Consider the following 6695-nt stretch of genomic DNA (forward strand, 5'->3'; position numbering starts at 1 on the left):
GTTCTTTTTCCCACAACACGAGGGCAGGGAGTGCATCTATTTCACGGGCAATTCACTCGGACTTCAGCCCAAGGGGGTCAAAGCCTATCTGGAAGAAGAATTGGAAGATTGGGCCAAGCATGGGGTAGAAGGACATTTCAGGGCCAGGAGGAGATGGGTGGATTACCATGAGTTCTTTTCGCAGTCCTTAGCACGGCTGGTCGGGGCCAAGAAGGAAGAGGTAGTGGCCATGGGTAGCTTGACAGCCAATCTCCATTTCCTGATGGCGAGTTTCTATCGCCCAGAAGGCAAGCGGACTAAGATCCTCTGTGAGAAGAAGGCCTTTCCCAGCGATGCCTATGCCTTGGATAGCCAGGCCCGCTGGCATGGACTGGACCCTGATGAGACCGTCATACAGGTGGGCCCTCGCGAGGGAGAACACCTGATCCGACTGGAGGATATACTCACTAAGATCGAAGAACTCGGAGAAGAACTCTGTATGGTGATGATCGGAGGGGTGAACTACTATTCAGGTCAATTGTTCGACATGCAGGCCATTACCGAGGCCGGCCATCGGGTAGGTGCTAAGGTGGGATTCGACCTGGCCCATGCGGCTGGGAATGTCCCTATCCAATTGCATGACTGGAAGGTGGATTTCGCTGCTTGGTGCAGTTATAAGTATCTGAACTCGAGCCCTGGAGGAGTGGCGGGTATCTATGTACGCGATGTCCATGCACAAGACCCTGAAACAATCAGATTGGCCGGATGGTGGGGGCACAACAAGGAACGCAGATTCCTCATGGAGCCCGATTTCGACCCCATACCCACTGCAGAAAGCTGGCAGCTGAGCAATGCTCCTGTGATGACCATGGCCTGTCATCGGGCTTCCCTCGACCTATTCGATGAAGCCGGCATGGACAGACTCCGGGCCAAGAGTCTAGTCATGACCGATTATCTGGAGTATGTCATAGGCGAGGTATCCAAAGAATCTTCCAGCGGTGGTTTCGAGGTCATCACCCCTTCCGCCCATGGCGAAAGGGGCTGCCAGCTGAGTATCCTGGCCCATGGTCAAGGTAGACCCCTATTCGATAAGCTCACTGAAAAAGGAGTCATAGCCGATTGGCGAGAGCCCAATGTCATCCGCATAGCTCCGGTGCCTATGTATAACAACTTTGAAGATGTATATCGCTTTGGAGTGGCATTGCGTGAGTCCTTAGGCTAAAGCGAAACCCCAATGCTCTCCCGCGTAGGCGGGAGACTAGAGAGATGAATCGACATTCTCTGGACGCGCGACTTCTCGGGCGTTTTTATCGGGAGGAGTTGGAGAATAGTCCACTACAAGAGCACGGCCACTTTCTCGAAAAAACCAAATGCTCTCCCGCGCAGGCGGGAGACTAGTAAAGGTGGATTGAAAGGTCAATCAATTCGTTCTGGACGCCCGACTTCTCGGGCGTTTTAATTGGGAGGACGTTAAGAGCAGACACCAGAATGAAATCTGCAAGTTCCATCAAAACCTCAATGCTCTCCCGCGCAGGCGTGAGACTAGCAAGGTGAATCAACTCCATCTGAACGCTCGAATCTCAGGCGTAGCTTTGGGAAGCTATTGAGAGCAGTCCTTTGAATGGAACCTCCCAGTACCTCGAAAAACGCCCCATACTCTCACGCACAGTCGGGGGACTAGGTTGACACATGAAGAACTACTACGTCTACATACTGGCCAGCAAGAGAAATGGCACCCTCTATATCGGCATGACCAATAGCATCACTAGACGTACCCATGAGCATAAGACTGAATTCTATGATGGATTCACCAAACGCTATTCGGTCAAGAGGCTCGTCTACTATGAACGCCACCCAAGCCCAGCCTCGGCTTTGAAGAGAGAGCGGCAGATGAAGAAATGGAATCGGGCTTGGAAACTACGCTTGATCGAAGAGATGAATCCGGAGTGGGAGGATCTAGCGCTAGAGTGGATGGAAGGTGACTGATGTATCACTACTGGACGCCCGACTTCTCGGGCGTTTTAATTGGGAGGACGTTGAGAGCAGACACCAGAATGAAATCTGCAAGTCCCATCAAAACCCCAATGCTCTCCCGCGCAGGCGGGAGACTAGAATGGTAGATCGAACGGTCAATAGACATACTCTGGACGCCCGACTGCTCCTGCGTTTTAATTGGGGAGAGGTGGAGAAGTACTCCACAATCAAAGAATTGCCATGTCCTCGAAAAACCCCAATGCTCTCCCGCGCAGGCGGGAGACTAGAATGGTAGATCGAACGGTCAATAGACATACTCTGGACGCCCCACTTCTCGGGCGTTTTAATTGGGAGGAGTTGGAGAGTAGACGCCCGAATGACAACCGCAAGTTCCATCAGAACCCCAATGCTCTCCCGCGCAGGCGGGAGACTAGTAAAGGTGGATTGAAAGGTCAATCAATTCGTTCTGGACGCCCCACTTCTCGGGCGTTTTAATTGGGGAGAGGTGGAGAAGTACTCCACAATCAAAGAATTGCCATGTCCTCGAAAAACAAAATGCTCTCCCGCGCAGGCGGGAGACTAGTAAAGGTGGAACGAAAGGTCAATCAATTCGTTCTGGACGCCCCACTTCTCGGGTGTTTTAATTGGGAGGAGTTGGAGAGTAGACGCCCGAATGACAACCGAAAGTTCCATCATAACCCGAATGCTCTCCCGCGCAGGCGGGAGACTAGAGAGATGAATCGACACTCTATGGACGCCCGACTGCTCCTGCGTTTTAATTGGGAGGACGTTGAGAGCAGACGCCCGAACGACATTTGCCTTTCCTATCAAAACCCCACTGCTCCCGGACTGGCGGGAGAGCAGTCCCACATACATCACATCTCACACAAAATCGAAATCAAAGACATTCGCTAGATTCCATTTCAGCTTCTCTTTGACTTCTTCCATGTCCTGGGGGGCACCGAGCTCTTTCTGCAAAGAAGTCACCGCCTTGTCAGAGATGCCACAGGGGATGATATTCTCAAAATAGCTCAGATCCGTATTGATATTGAAAGCAAAGCCGTGCATGGTCACCCATCGGCTGCATTTCACCCCGAGAGCAGCGATCTTACGGGCTTTCACGGGATCATCCACATCCAGCCATACGCCCGTCAGACCATCGATGCGCCCGGCATGGATACCGTAATCCAAAAGCGTCAGTATGATTGCCTCTTCTAGATAGCGCATATACTTCCCGATATCGGTGAAGAACTGCTCCAGATCCAATATGGGATAGCCTACGATCTGCCCGGGACCGTGATAGGTGATGTCACCTCCTCGATTGATTTTATAATATGTCGCCTCCTTGTATCGAAGCATCTGCTCATCGATCAGCAGGTTCTCAACACTACCACTCTTCCCGAGGGTATAGACATGCGGATGCTCAACAAAGAGTAAATGATGTGGAGGTATGGTCTGCTCTTCGGATGGGAGATCCTTATTCGCCTTCTTCAGCGCCAGAGCTTGGGCCAACAGGTCTTCCTGATAGTCCCAGCATTCTTTGAAGTCCTTTCTTCCAAGATCCTGGAATCTGACTTTTGGGGTGGTTCCTTCTGAAAATGCTCCGCTACTCATTCGACCCTATCCAACCAACAACCATCAATTCTTCGCCAACTCCCCCTTCAGATAGTCGATCACATCCACCTCGATGGCATCCACACCGTTCAGGTCGGCTAGGATGACTGAGAGCCAGTCGCCAACGTGGATGAGGTAATAGCTCCGCTCGATGACATTCTCACCCTTGGCATGGATCTCGAATACCTTATCAGTGTGCTTCTTGAAGATGGACTTACACAGATTCATGCGCATCTGAGTGCGGAAATGATCTCCTTCAGTACGCATCATGATCACAGAGAATCGCTCATCACCCCCGGCCCATCCGACCAGTTCATTGTGATTCATCTCCGGGAAGACATGGTGCCAACAGAGCATCTTGGCATTCTCATTGATCTGCTGACGTAGTCGTATGGAGACTCCTTGATAGGCTGCATCGGAGTAGATGATCGGTACGGTACCGTGCACCTGCTCGGCAATGCCGCGTGCTTCCTGCTGTATGGCTTCTTCGTTCGCATCTATAGCATCGGCTGCGTCCAAGAGGTCTTTCTCAAAAGTGTCGTTGATGAAACCATACTGATGCAATACATAGAGCAACTGTGGACTATTCAACCCGAAGCTTCCGCGCGGAGGGATACCGCCCGGTATCTGGATGAAGTTGAATCCTTTCTCCTCGGCCAGGTCCTTGACCTTTCCTCCTGCTGTGATGCACGCGATCTCGGCTCCACGCTCCATCGCTATCTCCATAGCGCTGAGGGTCTCTTCGGTATTACCGCTATACGAGCTCACGATGACCAGACTGTGTTCACCTACATAAGCGGGAAGTTGATAATCGTTGTTGACCAGCATAGGGATCTTGAGTTGATCCTGCACCAGTTGGGAAACGATCGTTCCTCCAATTCCAGAGCCTCCCAGCCCGGTGACCACGATATTGTGGAACTCCCTGCCACTCACATCGAATCTCGCCCTTTTGCCGATCTCCACTGCCTGACGGAGGTGCTGGGTATAATCCTTTACGTAACCGGTCATATTCTTCTCGTACTGTGCCATATGCTTTTGAAAAATTGAGGCGCAAAGATACACTAGATGCGGATGTCGAACGGCTGGATATCTTTGCCGAAAGGTTAAGGAACATGGCGCTATCAGAGCAGGAACAGATACGCAGGGAGTCGCTACAGAAGCTCCGGGAAATGGGGGTGGAGCCCTATCCGGCCGCACAGGTGGAAGTGAGCCATATGGCTGCTGGAGTCCAAGAGGATTTTCAAGAAGGTGAGGCCGTGAGCATGGCGGGTCGTATCATGAGCAAACGCATCATGGGGAAGGCCTCCTTTGCTGAGCTTATGGACGCATCAGGTCGCATCCAGCTGTATTTCAATCGCGATGAGATCTGCCCCGGAGAGGACAAATCCGCCTATAATGAGGTATTCAAGAAATTGCTGGATTTCGGGGATTTCGTCTCTGTGACCGGGACGCAATTCAAGACACAGACCGGTGAGATATCCATCTTGGTCAAGGACTTCGCCATTATCTCAAAAGCCCTACGTCCACTACCGGTGGTCAAGACCGATGCCGATGGACAGGTGCATGATGCATTTACCGATCCCGAAGCCCGATACCGCATGCGCTATGTCGACCTACTGGTCAATGAGCAGGTCAAAGAGGTCTTCATCAAACGCAGCAAGGTCTTTGCATCCATGCGTGCCTTCTTCGGTGAGCACGGCTATATGGAGGTGGAGACACCCATCCTTCAACCCATCCCGGGGGGAGCCGCTGCCCGTCCCTTCATCACGCATCACAATGCGCTGGACATGGAGCAGTACTTGCGTATCGCCTGTGAGCTCTATCTGAAGAAACTGATCGTAGGAGGATTCGATGGGGTCTATGAATTCGCCAAGACCTTCCGCAACGAAGGATTGGACCGGACGCACAATCCCGAGTTCACCATGATGGAGATCTACGTGACCTACAAGGACTACAATTGGATGATGGACTTCACCGAGGCCCTTCTCAAGCGAGTGTGCACCGATGTCCTGGGTGGGTTCAAGACACGGGTAGGGGAGAATGAGATCGATTTCGAGCCGACCTTCCGCAGATTGACCATGCGCGATGCCATCATCGAATATGCAGATTTCGACATCAGGGATAAGAGCGAGGAAGAACTTGCAGACTTCTGCCGCAAGAACGACATTGAGATAGATGAGACCATGGGTCGAGGTAAATTGATCGATGAGATATTCGGGGAGAAGTGCGAGCCGCACCTCATCCAACCCACCTTCATCATCGACTACCCCATAGAGATGTCACCGCTCTGCAAGGTACACCGCGATGACCCCACATTGACCGAGCGCTTCGAGCTCATCGTCAATGGGAAAGAGCTCGCCAACGCCTATTCCGAGCTGAATGACCCCATCGACCAGCGGGCCCGATTCGAGGAGCAGCTCAAGCTGGCCGACCGAGGGGATGATGAGGCCATGTACATCGATCATGATTTCCTACGTGCCTTGGAATATGGAATGCCACCCACATCGGGAATGGGGATCGGGATCGACCGACTGGTCATGCTCTTGACGGGACAGACGAGTATCCAAGAGGTGCTCTTCTTCCCGCAGATGCGCCCAGAGAAGAAAGACCAGAAAAAAGAGGTGGAACTGAACGACAACGAGAAACTGGTCATCTCCTTCTTGGAGAAAGAAAGCCCCATGGACCTCATCTCGCTCAAGCAGCAAGCAGGTCTTTCCAACAAGCAATGGGATAAGACCATCAAGTCCCTACGCGGTCACGGATTGGTCAATGTGGAGAAGAACGAAGAAGGGCTGAAGGTGGAGATGGTCTGATCCCCCTATCTTACAAAGTGCAAATGGGTTAAATTCGTTGGTACACCAGCTATGAAGGCCCTTCTACTCACCTATTTCGGTCAGATCATCCTGATGCTCAGCTGCTGTGCAGACTATGATTGCCCAGCAGGTGTACAGTATGCTGATTTCTTCGAGGCTACATTTCCGCTTTCCAGCATAGAGATGGCCAGCGATGATGAAGAAGTGGAATGGGAACGCACACGTTTCTATGAGCGAGAGGCCAAGACCATAGAAGATTGTGGAGAAGGCGGGCCGTATTGTGGGGATATGGATTTCAAGACTACCTATGAGGCC

Annotated in this window: 6 protein-coding genes; 4 read left to right on the forward strand and 2 right to left on the reverse strand. The window is 51.9% G+C overall.

Annotated features, from left to right (window positions below):
• On the forward strand, window positions 1–1201 hold a 1201-nt coding region (gene kynU / locus HKN79_00130; protein ID NNC81958.1), incomplete at its 5' end, for a kynureninase.
• Window positions 1202–1668: 467 nt separating this feature from the next.
• Window positions 1669–1965 carry a GIY-YIG nuclease family protein gene (locus tag HKN79_00135; protein NNC81959.1) on the forward strand — a complete coding sequence of 99 codons (297 nt, stop codon included), beginning with the start codon at window positions 1669–1671 and terminating at the stop codon, window positions 1963–1965.
• 870 nt (window positions 1966–2835) lie between these two features.
• Here the strand turns inward: HKN79_00135 and lipB are convergent.
• Complete coding sequence (lipB, locus tag HKN79_00140; protein NNC81960.1) at window positions 2836–3567, reverse strand: lipoyl(octanoyl) transferase LipB; 732 nt, start codon at window positions 3565–3567, stop codon at window positions 2836–2838.
• Between the two features lie 24 nt (window positions 3568–3591).
• On the reverse strand, window positions 3592–4596 hold the full coding sequence (locus HKN79_00145; GenBank protein NNC81961.1) for a bifunctional phosphoglucose/phosphomannose isomerase: 1005 nt from the start codon (window positions 4594–4596) through the stop codon (window positions 3592–3594).
• Window positions 4597–4679: 83 nt separating this feature from the next.
• Between HKN79_00145 and lysS the strand changes: the two genes are divergently transcribed.
• A complete protein-coding gene (gene lysS, locus HKN79_00150) occupies window positions 4680–6380 on the forward strand; it encodes a lysine--tRNA ligase (GenBank protein NNC81962.1) in 1701 nt (566 codons plus the stop codon).
• A 51-nt stretch (window positions 6381–6431) separates the two neighbouring features.
• The coding region (locus tag HKN79_00155; GenBank protein ID NNC81963.1) for a hypothetical protein at window positions 6432–6695 on the forward strand (264 nt) is incomplete at its 3' end.

The sequence above is a fragment of the Flavobacteriales bacterium genome (assembly GCA_013001705.1).
Taxonomy (GTDB): domain Bacteria; phylum Bacteroidota; class Bacteroidia; order Flavobacteriales_D; family JABDKJ01; genus JABDLZ01.

Coding starts and splice junctions, on each gene's coding strand:
- lysS (NNC81962.1), top strand. CDS start 4,680: ATGGCGCTATCAGAGCAGGAACAGATACGCAGGGAGTCGCTACAGAAG.
- lipB (NNC81960.1), bottom strand. CDS start 3,567: ATGAGTAGCGGAGCATTTTCAGAAGGAACCACCCCAAAAGTCAGATTC.
- HKN79_00135 (NNC81959.1), top strand. CDS start 1,669: ATGAAGAACTACTACGTCTACATACTGGCCAGCAAGAGAAATGGCACC.
- HKN79_00145 (NNC81961.1), bottom strand. CDS start 4,596: ATGGCACAGTACGAGAAGAATATGACCGGTTACGTAAAGGATTATACC.